This window comes from Poseidonocella pacifica (assembly GCF_900111875.1).
In the GTDB taxonomy this organism is placed as follows: Bacteria; Pseudomonadota; Alphaproteobacteria; order Rhodobacterales; family Rhodobacteraceae; genus Poseidonocella; species Poseidonocella pacifica.
This window is the reverse complement of sequence record NZ_FOJU01000001.1, coordinates 288,742-306,133: the sequence shown is the minus strand read 5'-3', so window position 1 is coordinate 306,133 and position 17,392 is coordinate 288,742. Positions and strand designations below refer to the sequence as shown.

Annotated in this window: 20 protein-coding genes; 15 read left to right on the top strand and 5 right to left on the bottom strand. The window is 63.0% G+C overall.

What is annotated here, in order from left to right; translation table 11 throughout:
• Positions 1–192: 192 nt before the first annotated feature.
• The 5 genes from BM234_RS01445 to BM234_RS01425 are packed head-to-tail and all read left to right on the top strand — an operon-like array spanning position 193 to position 6,334.
• Positions 193–1,500 (top strand): ABC transporter substrate-binding protein, encoded by a 1,308-nt coding sequence (locus BM234_RS01445; protein ID WP_245752500.1) that lies wholly within the window; start codon positions 193–195, stop codon positions 1,498–1,500.
• Positions 1,501–1,547: 47 nt separating this feature from the next.
• Complete coding sequence (locus BM234_RS01440; RefSeq protein WP_092061274.1) at positions 1,548–2,789, top strand: carbohydrate ABC transporter permease; 1,242 nt, start codon at positions 1,548–1,550, stop codon at positions 2,787–2,789.
• Positions 2,786–3,997 (top strand): carbohydrate ABC transporter permease, encoded by a 1,212-nt coding sequence (locus BM234_RS01435; RefSeq protein WP_092059921.1) that lies wholly within the window; start codon positions 2,786–2,788, stop codon positions 3,995–3,997. Before BM234_RS01440 ends, BM234_RS01435 begins: the two co-directional genes overlap by 4 nt.
• 10 nt (positions 3,998–4,007) lie before the next feature.
• The gene (locus tag BM234_RS01430; RefSeq protein WP_245752429.1) at positions 4,008–5,294 is read left to right on the top strand and encodes an MGH1-like glycoside hydrolase domain-containing protein; all 1,287 of its coding nucleotides are present in this window, start codon (positions 4,008–4,010) and stop codon (positions 5,292–5,294) included.
• A complete protein-coding gene (locus BM234_RS01425) occupies positions 5,282–6,334 on the top strand; it encodes an ABC transporter ATP-binding protein (RefSeq protein ID WP_092059919.1) in 1,053 nt (350 codons plus the stop codon). The genes BM234_RS01430 and BM234_RS01425 overlap by 13 nt, the downstream gene beginning before the upstream one ends.
• A gap of 283 nt (positions 6,335–6,617) precedes the next feature.
• On the opposite strand, the gene BM234_RS01420 is transcribed toward BM234_RS01425, so the two are convergent.
• Complete coding sequence (locus BM234_RS01420) at positions 6,618–7,196, bottom strand: hypothetical protein (protein ID WP_092059917.1); 579 nt, start codon at positions 7,194–7,196, stop codon at positions 6,618–6,620.
• A gap of 169 nt (positions 7,197–7,365) precedes the next feature.
• On the opposite strand from BM234_RS01420, the gene BM234_RS01415 reads away from it, so the two are divergent.
• Positions 7,366–7,761 (top strand): cupin domain-containing protein, encoded by a 396-nt coding sequence (locus tag BM234_RS01415; protein WP_092059915.1) that lies wholly within the window; start codon positions 7,366–7,368, stop codon positions 7,759–7,761.
• A gap of 146 nt (positions 7,762–7,907) precedes the next feature.
• Here BM234_RS01415 and BM234_RS01410 read toward each other — a convergent pair whose 3' ends face one another.
• Positions 7,908–8,147, bottom strand: coding sequence for an Lrp/AsnC ligand binding domain-containing protein (locus BM234_RS01410; RefSeq protein ID WP_092059913.1), 240 nt, complete (start codon positions 8,145–8,147; stop codon positions 7,908–7,910).
• A 121-nt stretch (positions 8,148–8,268) separates the two neighbouring features.
• On the opposite strand from BM234_RS01410, the gene hisB reads away from it, so the two are divergent.
• Genes hisB through BM234_RS01395 form a run of 3 tightly spaced genes read left to right on the top strand, consistent with a single transcriptional unit; the run spans position 8,269 to position 10,159 of the window.
• Positions 8,269–8,856: an imidazoleglycerol-phosphate dehydratase HisB gene (gene hisB / locus BM234_RS01405; RefSeq protein ID WP_092059911.1), complete on the top strand. Its 588-nt coding sequence runs from the start codon at positions 8,269–8,271 to the stop codon at positions 8,854–8,856.
• The gene (gene hisH / locus BM234_RS01400; protein ID WP_092059909.1) at positions 8,853–9,491 is read left to right on the top strand and encodes an imidazole glycerol phosphate synthase subunit HisH; all 639 of its coding nucleotides are present in this window, start codon (positions 8,853–8,855) and stop codon (positions 9,489–9,491) included. The genes hisB and hisH overlap by 4 nt, the downstream gene beginning before the upstream one ends.
• Positions 9,488–10,159 (top strand): Dph6-related ATP pyrophosphatase, encoded by a 672-nt coding sequence (locus BM234_RS01395; RefSeq protein WP_092061270.1) that lies wholly within the window; start codon positions 9,488–9,490, stop codon positions 10,157–10,159. Before hisH ends, BM234_RS01395 begins: the two co-directional genes overlap by 4 nt.
• Here the strand turns inward: BM234_RS01395 and BM234_RS01390 are convergent.
• Entirely contained in the window at positions 10,152–10,529 is a 378-nt protein-coding gene (locus BM234_RS01390) for a DUF2147 domain-containing protein (protein WP_092061268.1), read from the bottom strand. The genes BM234_RS01395 and BM234_RS01390 overlap by 8 nt on opposite strands.
• A 133-nt stretch (positions 10,530–10,662) precedes the next feature.
• Between BM234_RS01390 and hisA the strand changes: the two genes are divergently transcribed.
• The 5 genes from hisA to BM234_RS01365 all read left to right on the top strand — a co-directional run bounded on the left by hisA (position 10,663) and on the right by BM234_RS01365 (position 14,172).
• The gene (hisA, locus tag BM234_RS01385) at positions 10,663–11,385 is read left to right on the top strand and encodes a 1-(5-phosphoribosyl)-5-[(5-phosphoribosylamino)methylideneamino]imidazole-4-carboxamide isomerase (RefSeq protein WP_092059907.1); all 723 of its coding nucleotides are present in this window, start codon (positions 10,663–10,665) and stop codon (positions 11,383–11,385) included.
• A 41-nt stretch (positions 11,386–11,426) separates the two neighbouring features.
• Positions 11,427–12,188, top strand: coding sequence for an imidazole glycerol phosphate synthase subunit HisF (gene hisF / locus BM234_RS01380; RefSeq protein WP_092059905.1), 762 nt, complete (start codon positions 11,427–11,429; stop codon positions 12,186–12,188).
• Complete coding sequence (locus BM234_RS01375) at positions 12,185–12,496, top strand: phosphoribosyl-ATP diphosphatase (protein WP_092059903.1); 312 nt, start codon at positions 12,185–12,187, stop codon at positions 12,494–12,496. Before hisF ends, BM234_RS01375 begins: the two co-directional genes overlap by 4 nt.
• A 91-nt stretch (positions 12,497–12,587) precedes the next feature.
• Positions 12,588–13,181 carry a heme NO-binding domain-containing protein gene (locus BM234_RS01370; RefSeq protein ID WP_092059901.1) on the top strand — a complete coding sequence of 198 codons (594 nt, stop codon included), beginning with the start codon at positions 12,588–12,590 and terminating at the stop codon, positions 13,179–13,181.
• On the top strand, positions 13,150–14,172 hold the full coding sequence (locus BM234_RS01365) for a GGDEF domain-containing protein (RefSeq protein ID WP_139226756.1): 1,023 nt from the start codon (positions 13,150–13,152) through the stop codon (positions 14,170–14,172). Before BM234_RS01370 ends, BM234_RS01365 begins: the two co-directional genes overlap by 32 nt.
• Positions 14,173–14,184: 12 nt before the next feature.
• On the opposite strand, the gene BM234_RS01360 is transcribed toward BM234_RS01365, so the two are convergent.
• The gene (locus tag BM234_RS01360; RefSeq protein WP_092059897.1) at positions 14,185–14,823 is read right to left on the bottom strand and encodes an isochorismatase family protein; all 639 of its coding nucleotides are present in this window, start codon (positions 14,821–14,823) and stop codon (positions 14,185–14,187) included.
• Entirely contained in the window at positions 14,820–16,010 is a 1,191-nt protein-coding gene (locus BM234_RS01355) for an isochorismate synthase (RefSeq protein WP_245752426.1), read from the bottom strand. The genes BM234_RS01360 and BM234_RS01355 overlap by 4 nt, the downstream gene beginning before the upstream one ends.
• Before the next feature lie 195 nt (positions 16,011–16,205).
• Here BM234_RS01355 and BM234_RS01350 point away from each other — a divergent pair, with 195 nt between their 5' ends.
• Positions 16,206–17,390 carry an AGE family epimerase/isomerase gene (locus tag BM234_RS01350; protein ID WP_092059893.1) on the top strand — a complete coding sequence of 395 codons (1,185 nt, stop codon included), beginning with the start codon at positions 16,206–16,208 and terminating at the stop codon, positions 17,388–17,390.
• The last annotated feature ends 2 nt before the right edge of the window (positions 17,391–17,392 follow it).

Below are 17,392 nucleotides of genomic sequence, written 5' to 3'. Positions count from 1 at the left end.
CAGCAGCGCTCAAAACCAAGCCTCTAAAGGGCCGATGCGCCCGATGCCGCACTGCGGCGCCTTTGGGTGCTTGACACAGCGGGTGTGCCTGCCGACGCTCAGGCAACAGTGGAGAACCACGACATATATCCGGGGAGGGATATCAAGATGATGCGCACCACAACGGGCCGGGCCTCGCTTCTGGCGGCTCTCATGCTCACCACGGCGGTAGGACCCGCGCTCTCGGACACGATCCGTTTCTGGACCACCGAAGAACAACCCGAACGCCTCGCCAAGCAAGAAGAGATGGCCGCCGCCTTCACCGAGGAAAGCGGCATTGAGGTGGAGGTCATTCCGGTGACCGAATCCGATCTCGGCACCCGCTCGACGGCGGCCTTTGCTGCGGGCGATCTGCCCGATGTGATCTATCACACGCTGCAATATGCCCTGCCTTGGGCCGAGGCCGGCATTCTGGATTTCGACGCCGCCACCGAAGTAATCGAAGAGTTGGGCGAAGGCGGATTTGCCCCCGGCGCGCTTGCCATGGCCAGCTTTGAAGATGGCTGGGCCTCCGTGCCCGTGGACGGCTGGACGCAGATGATCGTCTATCGCAAGGACCTGTTCGACGAAGCGGGCCTCGAAGCGCCGACCACCTATGGCAACGTGCTCACCGCCATCGAGGCGCTGCACAACCCGCCAGAGATGTTCGGCTTCGTCGCCGCCACCAAGGTGGATGAGAACTTCATGAGTCAGGTGCTGGAGCATGTCTTCCTCGCCAATGGCGTCTCCCCGGTCGGCCCCGACGGGTTTGCCCCGCTGGATGTGGACAAGACCACCGAGGTGCTCGATTTCTACAAGGCCATCGCGGAGGCCTCCCCCCCGGGTGAGCTTTACTGGCAGCAATCGCGCGAGCTTTACTTTGCCGGCAAGGCGGCAATGATCATCTGGTCGCCCTTCATCCTTGATGAGCTTGCGGGCCTGCGCGACAGTGCGCCGCCCACCATCACCGATGATCCCACCTCGCCGGAGCTTGCCTCCAAGACCGGGATCGTGACCAACTTCGCCGGTCCCTCCAATCCCGACGGCGCCGCTTGGGCCGACATCCGCTATTTCGGCATCACCAACGACGCCGACACCGATGCCGCGATCCAGTTCGTCGAGTATTCGCTGGATGCCGGCTATACCCAGACCCTCTCCATCGCGCCCGAGGGCAAGTTCCCCGTCCGGCGCGGCACCGAAGAGGGCGACACCTCCTTCGTGGATGAATGGGCCAAGCTGCCCGTGGGCGTCGATCGCAAGGCCGCGCTCTCCGATCTCTATGCACAGGAAATGGTCGATGAGATCGTCGGCGGCCTCGACGTGGCCCAGCGCTGGGGCGTCAAGGACGGCCAGCTTGCCCTTGCCTCCAAGATGATCAACAGCCAGATCATCAACCGGCTCGTGCGGGAGTATATCGATGGGGTGCGCGATGCCGCCGCCACCGTCGAGGCGATGAACTCCGAACTCTCCGAACTGCAATGAGCAACGCCGGGGCGGATCATCCGCCCCGCGCCCGGCCCCAGCCGCCCATCGTCGCGGCGGGGCCGCCGCGCGGGACCGGGGCCTTGGCCAAACGCGAGGCACGGCTGGCTTGGGGGCTGCTCTTCCCCACGGTTGCCATCGTCTCGCTCGTGGTCATCCTGCCGTTGCTGGCGATCTTCTGGATCAGCTTCAAGCCGGTGGGCCTAGCCGACCTGCGCCCGACGCAGCCCGTGGTTTCCGAAAATTTCCGCGCGCCCGATACGGCTGGCGAAGAAAGCCGCCTCGACTATCGCCTGCGCAATTCCAGTCAGGACATGCCCATCACCGGGGTGCGCCTGACCGATACGCTCCCCGACGGGCTCACCATCGCCGAGATCCCGGAGAATTGCACGCTGGAGGGCCGCGCCTTCGCCTGCGATTTCGGAGATTGGGAGCCGGGCTTCCGTGATCGAATGCGCCTCGCTGTTACCGTGGATCAGGCTTTCCTCGATGCCGGGCTGGACCCCGAAGACTCCGAGCCGGTGATTTCCGGCAAGGCGGCCAACCTGCTCACCAACTTTCAGTTCACCACAGAGAATTTCGCCCGTCTCTTCAGCTCGGATGAGTTCTATCAGGTGCTCTGGGTCACCATCGTCTATACCGTCTTCGGTACGGTCGGCGCGCTTCTCTTCGGTCTCTTCGCCGCGCTCCTGCTCAATCACGAATTTCCGGGCAAGGGCGTGCTGCGCGGCCTCTTTCTCTTTCCTTATGTGGCCCCCGTCATCGCCGTCGCCTTCACATGGGTGACGCTCTTTGATCCCTTCTCCGGCTCGGCCAACGCGCTTCTGGTGCAGATGGGCGTGGTCGACAGCCCGATCAACTTCTTCGGCCAGCGCCCGCTCGCGCTCATCATGGTCATCGTCTTTGAGATCTGGCGCTACTTCCCGCTCTCCTTCCTCTTCATCCTCGCCCGGATGCAGAGCATCGACACCGACATGTACGAGGCCGCCAACATGGATGGCGCCTCCCCGTTCCAGATCTTCTGGTACCTCTCGATGCCGATGCTGCTTGGCATCCTGTCGGTGCTGTTCCTGCTGCGCTTCATCTGGACCTTCAACAAGTTCGACGACATCTTCCTGCTGACGGGCGGCAACGCGGGCACGCGCACCCTGACGGTCAACGTCTATGAACAGGCCTTCGCCGTCTCCAACATCGGCGCGGGGGCGGCGGTGGCGGTTGTCGTCTTTGCCTGCCTCGTGATCTTCTCCGTCTTCTTCTTCCGCTTCATGAGCCGGGAGGAAGGGCTATGACCGCGCTGCGCAACGGATTTGTCCTCGGGCCGCTCATCGGGGTGCTTTGGCTCTTTCTCGTGGCGACCGCTGTCGCCGTGACGCTCTCCTTCGCGACCGGCATGGCGTTTCGCCCCGGCCTGCTGGGGGTGCTGCTGTTCGGGCTTGGGCTGGGCGCGGCGGCGCTGATGGTCCCGCGCCTTGCACTGGCCGCCGGGGCGGTTGCTCTGACCGCGCTCCTGATGCTGACGCCGCTTGCCCCTCTTATCACCGGGCCGCAGGTTTCCACCCTCTCTTTCATCCTCGGGGCGGCCATGACCGGGCTGGGCGCGGCCCTGCCCCTCGCGGGGATGCTGCGCCCCCTGCCCCGCGGCACCGCCACGCGCCATGAGGCCGAAGAGTCGATCCTGCATTTCCTCTTTTGGGCTGGCATGGTGATCTTTACCGCCGCCGTGGTCATTCCCTTCTACGTGATGGTCATGACCAGCCTGAAGAGTCAGGGCGCGCTGCTTCAGAACCCGCTCGATTTCTCGCTGGACCTGTCCAAGGGCTTCGGCCTCTTCCGCTCCTATGTGGAACTGTTCCGTGATTTCAACTTCGGCTCCTACCTCTGGACGTCCTTCTACGTCTCGGTGCTGACCGTCTTCATCACGCTGCTCTTCTCCGTCCCCGGCGCCTATGCCGTGGCGCGGTTGCGCTTTCGGGGCCGGGCCGCGCTGTCGCGCTCGGTCCTGCTGATCTACATGGTGCCGATGATCGTTCTGGCGCTGCCGATCTACATCGCCTTTTCCATGACCGGCCTGCGCAACACGATCACTGGCCTGCTGATGATCTATCCGGTCACCACGATCCCCGTCGCGCTCTACATGCTCCAAGGGTATTTCCGGGGCCTCCCCGGCGAGGTGGAAGAGGCCGGGCTGATGGACGGGCTCTCCCGGCTTCAAGTCATCTGGAAAATCACCCTGCCGCTCTCGCTGCCCGCGCTGGCTTCCGTCTCGCTCTATATCTTCATGATCGCGTGGAATGAATTCCTGCTGGCCTTCATGCTGCTCGATGACCCGTCGAAATTCACGCTGACCCGCGGTGTCGCCATGCTCAACTCCTCCGAGATCCCGCGCCAGCACCTGATGGCCGGGGCGGTGATCGCGACCCTGCCGGTCATGGCGCTTTTCCTCGGGCTGGAGCGTTTCATGACCAAAGGACTGACCGCCGGATCGGTCAAAGGATGATGGCCAAAGGATGACCATGGACGCCCAGCCCCAAACCACCCAGCGCCTCGACCAAGAGGCCCGCGACATCATGATCCGCAATGATCGCGGCGGCTATTCCGTGCCCACGCACGGGCTCTATCCCTATCAATGGAACTGGGACAGCGCCTTTGCCGCGATCGGCTATGCCGCCTTTGACATGGACCGCGCGTGGATCGAACTCGAAACGCTTATGGCCGCGCAATGGCATGACGGGATGGTGCCGCATATCGTCTTTCACGAGGTCGATCCCGGCTATTTTCCCGGCCCCGATATCTGGGGCGGGGTCGGCCCCGTCCCCTCGACCGGGATCAGCCAACCGCCCGTCGCGGCCAGCATGGCCCTGCGCCTGTGGGACAACGATCCCGAAATGGGCGCAGAGCGTTTTCTCCCGATGTTCGACGGGTTCGTCCGCTGGCACCGCTGGTTCATGGACTGGCGCCTGCACGATGGCGCCGTCTGCATCACCCATCCGTGGGAATCGGGCCGCGACAACACTCCCGACTGGGATGGCGCCATGGCCAACCTGATTCCCCGCGACCTCGGGGAATATCAGCGCCGCGACACCGGCCATGTCGATGCCTCCATGCGGCCGCACAAATCCGACTACGACCGGTATCTGACCCTCGTCGCCATCGGCCATGAGGCCCGCTGGGAACAGGGGGCGCTCCATGCAAGCTGGCCCTTCCGCGTGGCCGATCCGACCATGACCTTCATCCTGCTGCGGGCGCACCGCGACCTTGCCGAACTGGGCCGCCGCCTCGGGCGTGACGTGTCGGAAATCGAAAGCTGGATTCCCATCCTCGAAGCGGGGGCCGAAACGCTCTGGAACCCCGAGCTGAAGACCTACGATGTGCGCGACACGTTGTCGGGCGAATGGTCCTGTTGCGTGTCCAACGCCTCCTTCCTCTGCTGGTGGGCGGGGATCGACCGGGCAGAGATGCTGCCCCACCTGCGCCGGGTCAACCGCGCCGTGCGCTTCGGCGTGCCAAGCCATGATCCCGAAAGCCCCGCCTTTGAGGCCAAACGCTATTGGCGCGGGCCGGTCTGGGCGATGCTCAACATGCTCATCGCCGAAGGGCTCGATGAATTTGGCTACGACGACGGCGCCTTGTTGCGACAGAACACCGCCCGCATGATCGAAGAGAACGGTTTCGCGGAATATTTCGACCCGATCACCGGGGCCCCCGCAGGGGGGCAGAATTTCACCTGGACGGCGGCCATATGGCTCGATTGGGCGTCCCCACGGGCACGGGAGGAGAACCGATGGGCGGGATAACGCTGGACGGCGTCGAAAAATGGTTCGGCGATCTACAGGTCATCAAGGGGGTCGATCTCGAAATCGCTCCCGGTGAATTCGTGGTTTTCGTCGGCCCCTCGGGGTGCGGGAAATCCACCCTGCTGCGCATGATCGGCGGGCTGGAGGATACCTCTCGCGGGCGGCTCCTGATCGACGGGCGCGACGTGACGGATCAGCCCCCCGCCAAGCGCGGCCTTGCCATGGTGTTTCAGTCCTACGCGCTCTACCCGCATATGTCCGTGCGTGAGAATATGGGCTTTTCCCTCAAGACCGCCGGCGCCCCCGCCGCAGAGATCACCCGGCAGGTGGATGAGGTCGCCCGCGTGCTCAAGCTGGAGCCATATCTCGATCGTCGCCCCCGCGATCTCTCCGGCGGCCAGCGCCAGCGCGTCGCCATCGGTCGCTCCATCGTCCGGGAGCCAACGGCCTTCCTCTTCGATGAGCCGCTCTCCAACCTTGATGCCGCGCTCCGCGTCGAGATGCGCTATGAAATCGCCAAGCTGCACCGCACCCTTGCCGCCACCATGATCTACGTGACCCACGATCAGGTGGAGGCGATGACACTGGCGGATCGGATCGTCGTGCTGGAGGCAGGCCGCATCGCACAGGTCGGCTCCCCCCGCGAACTCTATGAACGCCCCGCCAACCTCTTCGTGGCGCAGTTCATCGGCAGCCCCAAGATGAATATCCTGCCCTGTCGCTCCGAGGCGGGCGATTGGCACATCGAGGGCGGCACCGGCGGGCCCTACGCCGCCCCGCATCCGGCCGAGCATTTGGGCATCCGCCCCGAACACATCACCCTGACCGCCCCCGGCGAGGGCAATTGCGACGGCATCGTCGACGTTGTCGAATACCTCGGCGCCGACAGCTTTCTGGTGCTCGATTGTGGCCCCTTGGGCGCGCTCACCGTGCGCGTGGCGGGCGATACGGTTCTCTCTCCCGGCGACCGCGCGGGCCTGCGATTCGATCAATCCCGCCTGTCGTTCTTCGACAAGGAGGGCCTCGCCACAGACCGCTAGGGTCTGCCCCCGATTGTTTCCACTCGCTCGACGGTGTTTTCCGCAGAGCGATACAGATCGAGGGCCGCAACCATGCTAGCGTCACGCAAATGTCCCGCGCCCGACCTATCGCCGCGCGGGACGGTGACGTGCCTCGGGGGACGGGACGCATGGCCCCCACACCATCGACCCGTGAGGCACGGAAGGGCGCCCCCAAAGGACCGGGGGCGCCCTTTTATCAGAGAACGCCGCGACTAACGCAGGCCGATGCGTTTCGAGCCTGTAGCCTACACGAGGCCGCCGGTCATTCGCTCCAGGGATGGACATGCACGTCCCGTCCCGAATGCCCCTTCAGGATCTGTACGGCGAGGTCTTCGTGCTCTTTGTCTTTGACCCTGACCCAAAGCAAGATCCCGCCATGCTCGATCTGGGTCGCATAGTAGTCCTTGTGATGCGTCCCCACACGGCGCGCCAGCAACGTGCCGATCACGGCCCCCGGAGTGCCGCCAATCGCGATTGCGGCGATGGATGCCGCAAGCGTGCTGGCGGGAGTGAGCATCGCGGCCATCGCAATATATGATCCCAGGAAAAAGAAACCGCCGGCAATGCTGCCTTCCAATTCCCCCATGGCCTCTTCGGATACAAAGGCGGCGCGCGGGGCCTTGGGATTGTCCTCCAGTTCGGAAGCAGACCAATAGGCATCGCCCAGCTTTTCCCTGAGCGCGTCCTCTCCGGCGAGCAGGCTGATGTCATACCGGCTAAACCCGACCATCCTAAGATCATAGAAGGCCGCCTGAAGGCTCTCGAAGCTGTCGAACACGCCGACAGCCTCGGGAATGGCGATAACGGTGGTTTGGTGGTCTGGCTTATCCAAGGTCGCCACAGCGATCTCCTGACGTTTTGCATCCGCGTGGGGACAACAGTATTCGCAGGGACCGGATACGCCCTTGATTTAGGTCAAGGGATATTCGTGCGCGCTCCCGTACCAACATTCCAACGGGACCAGTGACGCCCAGCAAGGGCTGAGGGCCACAACACAGGAGAGTGCCGCCATGAAAGGCTTTGCCGACAACATTGAGAAGCTGACCGAAGAGAACGACCTCTTTCGCAATGTCCTCTACACTGGTCAGAACCTGCAACTGGTACTGATGTCGCTCAAACCGGGTGAAGAGATCGGCGAGGAAACGCATGACGACCGCGACCAGTTCTTCCGGTTTGAAACCGGCAGCGGCCAAGTCTGGATCGACGGCGCCGCCAATGAGGTGAAAGCCGACGATGCTGTCATCGTTCCCGCAGGAGCCAAACACAACGTGGTCAATACCGGGGCGGAGCCATTGCGGCTTTATACCATCTATGGCCCCCCTGAACATCTCGATGGCACCATCCACAAGACCAAAGCGGACGCCGACGCATCGCACGAGCATTTCGACGGGCGAACGACGGAATAGGTCGCCGCCTCGATCTGATTGGAATGGGTCCCGGAGCGCGTGTCTCTGGCACCCCCCTCTCACAGGGCTCTTCGATGCGGTCACACAAGTGTATGACGCGATGTCATACACTTGTCATACAAAAGTCATACCCACTTTTCAGAGGGTTAGAACGCCTTGAAGGTCAGCGTCGTGAGCGAGCGTTCGATGCCCTCGATGGTCAAAAGCTCCTCGTTGATGAACTTGCCCACGTCCTCTCCGGCCGGGATATACATCTTGAGCAGAAGGTCATATTCGCCGCTGGTGGAAAACAGTTCCGAATGGATTTCCCGAAGCGCGATATCCTCCGCGACACGATAAGTCGTGCCCGGCTTGCAGCGCAGTTGAATGAAAACGCAGGTCGACATGGGGTGGCCTCCTTTTTGCCAAGGCTGGCACAGGGGCCACGGGCCCCGCAATCCCGAATTGCCGCCCTTGGCGCGCCGCCTGCCCCGGCCTATAAGGCCCCCGAATGACGAGGAAAACCCCATGCGCAGCGCCAAGATCACCCGCAACACCGCCGAGACGCAGATCACCGTAGAGATCAACCTCGACGGCACCGGTGCCTATGACAACCAGACCGGCGTCGGCTTCTTTGATCACATGCTCGATCAACTCTCGCGGCATTCCCTCATCGACATGACCGTCCGGGCAAAGGGCGATCTGCACATCGACGATCACCACACCGTCGAGGATACCGGCATCGCGCTTGGCCAAGCGCTTGCCCAAGCCCTTGGCGATAAACGCGGAATCCGCCGCTATGGGGCCTGTCTGCTGCCGATGGACGACGCGCTTGTGCGCGCCGCGCTGGACCTCTCGGCGCGTCCCTTCCTCATTTGGAACGTCGAGCTTCCCACCGAGAAAATCGGCGCTTTCGACTGTGATTTGGTGCGCGAATTCTTTCAGGCCTTCAGCACGCACGGCGGCATCACCCTGCACGTCGATCAGTTGCACGGCCTCAACAGCCACCACATCGCCGAGGCCGCTTTCAAGGCCGTCGCCCGCGCCCTGCGCGAGGCCGTCGAAACCGATCCGCGCAAGGGCGATGCGATCCCCTCCACAAAGGGCGCGCTATGACCACGGTCATCGTCGATTACGAATCCGGGAACCTGCATTCCGCGCAGAAGGCCTTTCAGAAAATGGCCGACGAAACGGATGCCGGGCCCGTCGCCGTAACGTCCGATCCCGATGTGATCCGCACGGCGTCCCGTATCGTTCTGCCCGGTGACGGAGCCTTCCCCGCCTGCCGGCGGGAACTCTTTGATCATCGCGGCGTCTTTGAGGCCATGGAGGAGGCGGTCATTTCCGGCGGTCGCCCTTTTCTGGGAATTTGCATTGGGATGCAGATGCTTAGCTCTCGCGGGCACGAGTACGAAGAGACCGCTGGCTTTGACTGGATCCCCGGAGAAGTGGTGCGGATAGAGCCTGCGGACCCGGCGATGAAGGTTCCGCACATGGGCTGGAACGATCTGGTTATCGACAACCCGCACCCGATTTTCGATGGGATCAAAACGGGCGATCACGCCTATTTCGTGCATTCCTACCACATGCGCCCCGCCGATCCCGCGCATCTTCTGGCACATGTGGAATATGGCGCGCCGATCACCGCGATCGTGGGGCGCGACAATATCGTCGGCACGCAGTTCCACCCCGAGAAAAGCCAGACGATCGGCCTGCGCCTGATCTCCAACTTTCTGCATTGGGTGCCGTGACCCCGCCTCGCGCCGTGCTTTCGTGGTCCAGCGGCAAGGATTGCGCGTGGGCCGGCCATATGGCGCAGCAAACCGGACAGGCCGAGATTGCGGCGCTGCTGACCACAACGAACGAGGCATTTGACCGGGTTGCGATGCATGGCACCCGCAACGCCCTCCTGCGGGCACAGGCCGCCGCCATGGATGTCGAGTTGATCGAGGTTCCCCTGCCCTGGCCCTGCTCCAACGAAGTGTATCAGGACCGCATGGCCGAGGCAGTTGCCAAACTGGCGGAACGCGGGCTCAACCACATGATTTTCGGGGATCTTTTCCTTGAGGATGTCCGCACCTATCGCGAAGCCAACCTCGCCGGGAGCGGCATCACGCCGCTCTTCCCGCTCTGGGGCCGCGATACGGCGGAATTGGCGTTGGAGATGATCGACGGCGGATTGGAGGCACATCTCGTGACCCTGGACCCCACTCGCCTGCCCGCCGATTTTGCAGGTCGCCGGTATGATCGCGCTCTGCTTGCCGCCCTCCCCGAAGGCATCGACCCTTGTGGGGAGAACGGCGAATTTCACACCGCGGTATCAAACTGTCCGCTGTTCAAGGCGCCACTGCATGTCGCGCCCGGCGAGGTCGTTACCCGCGATGGTTTCGTCTATGCCGACCTCGTTCCATCTATTTGATGCGCCGCCACGTCTGTTTCGAGCATAACAAACCACCCGCCACACATCCCCGCAGCGCGAGCGTTTCGCCCGTGTGGTCCATCTTGCCGATATAGGTCTTGCCGTTGGACGGGCGCCAGACCTTGCCCTCGTATTTGCCGGCCCCCTTGGGGACCATCCCAATGACCAGCGTCTTGCCGAGATTGAGCGAGGCATATTCACCATCGGTGTTGTAAGTGCGTGTGATCACGCCGCAAATCGCCTGTCCGCAGGGTTGCATGGTGACATGGGCAAAGGCCCCATCGTCCGGTTCGGTCTGCCACACGCCCTCGACGGGATCGGCGGATACGGCGCTCGCCGCCAAGGTAAGCGCCACGATCAGTTCTTTCATCATCTCTCCTCCCTGAAAGATGCGGCAAACGTGCAGAGGCCCGCGTCGCCAATCAAGCCTGACGTCAGGTCGCGTTGCATTTGTGCCGTCCGCGTGGCAAATCGCGACGACACAAGCGAGAAGGCAAATCCGAATGATCCTCTATCCCGCAATCGACCTGAAGGACGGTCAGGCCGTTCGGCTTCTCAAGGGCGAAATGGAAAAGGCCACCGTCTTCAACGACGATCCCGCGGCGCAGGCCCGTGCCTTTGTCGAGGCCGGTTGCGAATGGTTGCATCTGGTTGATCTCAACGGTGCTTTTGCGGGCGAACCGGTCAATGCCGCGCCCGTCGAAGCCATTCTGGAGCAGACCAACGTGCCAGCGCAGCTTGGCGGCGGCATCCGCGATATGGCTACGATCGAACGCTGGCTCTCCAAGGGCCTCGCGCGGGTCATTCTCGGGACCGTTGCTGTGGAGAATCCTGCGCTGGTCCGTGATGCGGCCAAGGCCTTTCCCGGTCAGGTGGCCGTGGGCATCGACGCACGCGATGGCCGTGTCGCGACCAAAGGCTGGGCCGAGGAGACGGATGTGCTCGTGACCGATCTCGCCCGCTCCTTCGAGGATGCCGGCGTGGCGGCCATCATCTATACCGACATCAACCGCGATGGGGCGATGCAAGGCCCGAACATAGAGGCGACGGCGGCGCTGGCACGTGCCGTAAGCATTCCCGTGATTGCCTCCGGGGGCGTCTCCTCGCTCGAAGATCTGATTGCCCTGCGGGATTGCGGGGCGCAACTCAACGGTGCGATTTCCGGACGTGCTCTTTATGACGGCGCGCTTGATCTTCGCGCTGCGCTCGCCGCTCTGAAGTCATGAGGTCGCTTGTCCGGCCCGCGTGCGCCGTATAACACAACGCCATGTTGAAAACCCGCATCATTCCCTGCCTTGATGTCGCCGATGGCCGCGTGGTCAAGGGCGTCAACTTCGTTGATCTGCGCGATGCGGGGGACCCGGTCGAGGCCGCCCGCGCCTATGACGCAGCAGGCGCAGACGAAATCTGTTTTCTCGATATCCACGCCACGCATCAAAACCGCGGCGTGATGTTCGACGTGGTGACCCGCACGGCAGAGCATTGCTTCGTGCCGCTTACGGTTGGCGGCGGCGTGCGGACCGTGGCCGATGTGCGCGCTCTGCTGCTCGCCGGTGCCGACAAGGTCAGTTTCAACTCCGCTGCCGTGGCAAACCCGGACGTGATCGCAGAGGCCGCTGACCATTTTGGCAGTCAGTGCATCGTCTGTGCCATCGACGCCAAAGGCGTGGCCCCGGGACGTTGGGAGATTTTCACCCACGGCGGGCGCCGCGAAACCGGTATCGACGCGGTCGAGTTCGCCCGGACCGTCGCGGCAAAGGGGGCCGGTGAAATCCTGCTGACCTCTATGGATCGTGATGGCACGCGCGCTGGTTTCAATCTGCCGCTCACTCGCGCCATTGCCGATGCCGTAGACGTTCCAGTGATCGCAAGCGGCGGCGTTGGCACGCTGGATCACCTAGTCGAGGGCGTCACCGAAGGCGGCGCATCCGCCGTACTGGCCGCATCGATCTTTCATTTCGGAACCTACACCGTCGCCGAGGCAAAAGCGCATATGGCCGCCGCTGGCATCCCCATGAGGCTCACATGAGCGCCCTTCACGAGCTTTCCCGCACAATTGCCGAACGCGCCGGGGCCGATCCTGATTCAAGCTGGACCGCCAAGCTCTTGGCGCGCGGCCCGGAGAAATGCGCCGAAAAATTCGGTGAGGAAGCGGTTGAGGCGATAATCGAGGCGGTAAAGGGTGATCGGGAGCGGCTGACCAGCGAAGCTGCGGATGTTCTTTATCACCTTCTTGTCATGCTCAGGGCGCATGACATCGACCTGTCGGATGTCGAGGCGGAACTTGCCCGGCGCGGCGACAAATCCGGGCTGGAGGAAAAGGCCTCCCGCAGTTGACGTACAGGTAAATCTCGAAAAGTCGAACTGTTGATGCCTCGTTAAAACTCTTTGCCCTAAGACTTATCTTGTCTGAGGGAGCAATTGGGCGATGCACGGTCTGGTCAACAGAGCAATTCAGGGATTTGTAGAGGATACCTACGGCCGCGAGCGATGGCTTGAGGTTACCCGCCGCGTTGCCCTTGGCTTTACCGACTTCGACACGATGATCGACTACTCGACCGAGCAAACGGAAACGTTGCTCGATGCGATTTCGATTGCCTTGGACAAACCGAAGGAAGCCGCGCTCGAAGATATTGGGACCTATCTGGTGACGCATCCCAATCTGGGGCCGTTGCGGCGCCTCCTGCGGTTCGGAGGAGAGACATTTCTCGACTTCCTCCTTTCACTCGATGATCTCCCCGGTCGTGCGCGCATGGCGGTGCCCGACCTTGACGTTCCGGACCTTCAGCTGAAGGCGCTTGGTCCGCGACGTTATTCTCTTGTGTGTGATAGCCCCCTGAAAGGCTATGGTTATGTGGTTCTCGGCTTGTTGCGAGGTATGGCGGACGATTACGGCGCGCTTGTCCTGATGGACATCCGCTCTGGGCAGGGGAAGTCCGAAGTTATCGACATTGTTTTGGTTGATCTGGAATTCTCGGAAGGACGCAGCTTTGACCTCGCACGTACGGAGAAGGGCGCGTGAGGGATTTGCCGGCGTAGAACCAGCGCTGGACCTCATCTGCCCACTACATCTTACTGTCGGCCCGCGCGGCATTATCCGCCACGTGGGCCCCACCCTGCGCCGGCTCCACCCCGATCTCATCTGGGAAGGTTCTGCTTTTTTTGACCTGTTCGAAATCTGCCGTCCCAACGACATCTCATCGACGAACGATCTGCGCGCCGCTTCGGGCAAGCGGTTGCACCTGCGTATGCGCGGAATGCCGGAAATAGGTCTGAAAGGCGTGGCCGCAGCCTACAGCGATGGTGCGATCATTGATCTGTCCTTCGGCATCGAGGCCGTGAATGCCATCACCACCTTCGACCTTACGAGCCGGGATTTCTCTCCGACCGACCTGACCATTGAGATGCTCTACCTGCTGGAAGCAAAGACACTGGTGATGGATGAGTTGCGCACCGCCAACCTGCGGCTGCGCGACGACAAGCTCGCAGCAGAACAAAAGGCAAGCACCGACGCCCTCACGGGGCTCTGGAACCGGCGCGCCCTCAACACCCTGATGCACGACAGCGTGGCAGCGGCCAACGATGTGGCGCTGATCTATCTCGATCTTGATCACTTCAAAGAGATCAACGATCACTACGGGCATGACACCGGCGACCGCATCCTGCAGCACACCGCCGAGGTTCTGGTGGCGGAGACCCGGCGCGCGGATATCGTGGCACGTTTCGGCGGGGACGAATTCGTGGTGCTCATGCACCAGCCCAAATCTGCCGCCGATGCGATAAAGGTGGTCGAGCGCATCCTCGGGCGGCTCAACTGCCCCATCTGCGTTTCCGGGAAAAAGCTGGCCGTATCAGGCAGCATCGGCGTGGCCTGGTCCCCGAACTATGACAAGCCGACCATCGAACACCTTCGCACCTATGCTGATCGCGCGCTCTACGCGGCCAAAGACGCGGGGCGCGGCACCTATGCGCTGCACCAGCCGGGTGAAATCATCACAAAGCCCTGCGACTGAGCCGGGCGGGGATTAAGCCCGGGCACCCGCCGTATTGATGACCACCCCGCATGTGCCCGCCACGTAGCTCAGGGCCAGATCGTGCTTTTCGCGGCTGAAATCCCCAAGCGCATCGGCCACGAAGAATGGCTCTATGTCGCGCATGAAGGCATCGGCGGCTGTCAGCATACAGCCGATATGCGCATAGATCCCGCAGATCACGAGCTGGTCACGCCCCCTCGCCTGCATCATCTCTGCAAGGTTGGAACGTTGAAACGCGCTGTATCGATGCTTGGTCAGCACGTGATCGCCCGGCAGCGGCGCAAGGTCCGTCAGGATCGGACGATGCGCCTCCGGGTCCTGCATGCCGGGCCCCCAAAGTTCAGCTTGTAGCCCGCGATCCCGTCGGTCCTGCTGAACGTCCTGCGCGGTATAGAAGACCGGTGCACCCTTGGCGCGCGCAACCTCGGCAAGCCCCGCGATATTGGCGGTCATGGGGCGCAGCGGGCTTTCCCCTTCTACGAAGGCGGCGCAGAAGTAACGCTGCATGTCGTGGATCAAAAGCGCGGCCCGATCCCAGTCCAGCGAAAAGGGCGCTTTCGACGCCGGAAGCTCATCCGCGCGAGGCAACTCATAGGATGCGATTTTGGGCAAGGATTTCGACGTGCTCATCGGCTCGCCTCCATTGTCTCCACCAACGTGTCAAGCTCCGCGCCCTCAAGCCCCAAGGCCGACAGGAATGTGCGGAACTTCGTCGCGGTTTCGCGCCGTTCGGTTTCCGGGTCGGAGCCAAGCACCAACCCCGCACCGGCGTGCAGCCGCGCGACGCGCCCTTCTATCTCGGCGGACCGGATCGTGACGTACCAACTGCCATCCCCGCGGCGATCGTTCCACCCGACCGTGCCCGCGTAGAAACCTCGCGGTCCATCCTCCAGCTCCGGTATCAACGCGGCGGCCCGGGCTTGCGGGACACCGCAGACTGCCGGCGTCGGGTGCACGCGCGTGGCCAATAGCGCCGACGGCTCCTCCGGGTCACGCAAACGCCCCTCAATCCGCGTTCCCAAGTGCCAGAGCGCCCGCGTCGAAGTGATCTCGGGGCCATCCGGGCAGCGCAACTCGTGGCACAAAGGCGCGAGGGTATCGAGCAGGAACTCCACGACATGCCGATGCTCGTGGCGATCCTTGCTCGACGCGGCAAGAGACGCACGCGCCGCCGCGTCAGCATGCGGATCAGCGCTGCGCGCGGAAGACCCGGCCAGCGGGTGCGAAATGATCCGGTCGCCGCGCTTTTCCATCAAGAGCTCGGGCGATGCCCCGGCAAGATAGCGCGGCCCCTGCCCTCGTTCGGGCAACCGCAGCATGAACGCCGTGGCGGCAGGATCAGCGGTCAGCCGATCCATCAGCGCGGCGCGATCTATTTCCCGATCCGACATCGCTTCGAGCCGCCGTGCGAGGACCAGTTTCTGCAACCCGTCCGGCTGCCCGGCGCCCGCGGCGATAATTTCCAGCGCTCGCGCAACGCCCGCCTCATAGACCGCTGCTGGTGTCATCTCACGGATGGTCCAGCCAGCCATCGACGGCGCAGCCCCGGCCAATCCCCCGATGCGCGGCGAAGTGGAAACCCAAAAGCTGTCTTCTTCGGTAAGGTCAAATGGCAACGCTCCGGCGACAATCGTACTCTCAGGAGCCCCGTCAAAGGCGCGTGCGAGCCGCGCCCCCAAGGTGGCCGATGTACCACGCGGCACTGCCGTCGCGCTCTCTCCCGCGCAAATCCATGCGGCCGACCCACGGAATTCAAAAGCGGGATCGTTGCGCCCCGTATCGGGTCGCAAACTCGGATCAAACGAACTGGAAGTCACTGTACCATCCCTTGACCAGGCATTTCGCATTCGGAAAGACGGTGTGCTTTCCGGCGTGGCTGGCCTGGCCCCGAAAACGGGAACGGGGGTAGCTGGCAGATGCGCGACGGTATAGTGGATGAGAAGAAACTCGCAAGCCCTTGCACGGCACCTTTTTGCCGAGGGGCAGGCACAACAGGAGGGGAATTTAACGACATGGCGCGTTTTCAAGGCGATTGGCTTCGGGATCAGGCATTGGCCCTGCTGCGGTTTCACGCGAATTCCCGTAACCCCGCGGGAGGTTTCTGGCCGCTGGACCGGCAGGGAGCTCCCGTGGATGAGGCCCCGCGCGGATCTGGGTCGGAACGCCCCCTGCATGAAACAAGCCGAATGGTGCACAGCTACGCGCTTGCCGTGGGGCTCGGCTTCCCCGGTGCCCGCGATCAGGTGGATCATGGGATCGCATGGCTGTTCGATGGCCATCTGGATCGGTCCAACGGCGGGTTCTACTGGAGTGTTGACGACGCAGGCCCGATCGATAGCCGCAAACAGGCCTATGGCCATGCCTTCGTTCTCCTTGCCGCTGCCTCTGCCGCGCGCGCGGGTCACCCTGACGCCGCGCGGCTGCGGGACCGTGTGTGGGACGATCTGATGGCCCATTTCTGGGAGGCCGACGCCGGCATGGTGGCCGATACCTTCTCCGCAGACTGGAGTGAGGGTTATAGCTATCGCGGGCAGAACGCGAACATGCACCTGACAGAGGCCCTCATGGCCGCCCACGCCGCATGGGGCGATGCGCAGTATCTGGAGATGGCCGAAGGGATCGCCCGCCGCCTTATCGACAAGCACGCGCGTGCCGCCGGTTGGGTCGTACCGGAACACTTCACCGAGGACTGGCAAGAAGACCCCGATTTTGACGGGGATCCGATGTTTCGACCCTCAGGTACCACGCCCGGCCACGCGCTTGAGTGGAGCCGCCTTCTGCTCGAACTCTGGGAGGCAACGGGCCGCCGCCATGAGTGGATGCCCGAGGCCTCCGAAGGGCTGTTTCGCCGCGCAATGAAGGAAGGGTGGCTCCCCACCGGAGGGATCGCCTATACGCTGGGCCCGGACGGGGAGGTGAGCCGGGACTGGCGCTTCTGGTGGCCCTGCGCCGAGGCGATCGGTGCGGCTCACAGGCTTCACACCGTGACGGGCGATGCCTTCTATGCAGAGTGGTACGCCCGCGTCTGGGAATACGTCGATGCCCGCCATATCGACCATGTCCACGGCGGTTGGTTCCACCAGATCGACGAAAATGGCGAGCCCGTCGCCGGCATCTTTCCGGGTAAACCCGATATCTACCACGCCCTGCAGGCCTGCCTCATTCCACTGGGCGATCCTTTTTCGCCAGCGGGTTGACC